The sequence below is a fragment of the Vibrio sp. TH_r3 genome (assembly GCF_033101115.1).
Lineage (GTDB): Bacteria > Pseudomonadota > Gammaproteobacteria > Enterobacterales > Vibrionaceae > Vibrio.
In genome coordinates, this window is the sequence record NZ_JAWMPW010000108.1 from 1 (window position 1) to 258 (window position 258).

At 39.9% G+C, this 258-nt stretch carries 1 pseudogene; it reads left to right on the forward strand.

Annotated features, from left to right (window positions below):
- A pseudogene (locus R3X26_RS18995) lies at nt 1-258 on the forward strand (transposase); the annotation flags it as partial.

A 258-nucleotide genomic window follows, 5' to 3' on the forward strand; every position in this document is an offset into this window, starting at 1 on the left:
CGATATTTGTGTCTATGCCGTAATGCATAATCACTATCATTTAGTGGTACATATTAATCGCGATAAAGTCAACGCACTGTCTCAGTTAGACGTAGTTCAACGGTGGCAGTTTCAACATAAACTGCCCGATTTAATTCAACGTTGGCTGAACCATCAGCTAACCAGCCAAGCAGAGCAAAAAAAGTGTCACGAAATCATTGAGATATGGCGTACACGATTATGGTCTTTAAGTTGGTTTATGAAAGAGCTCAACTACGA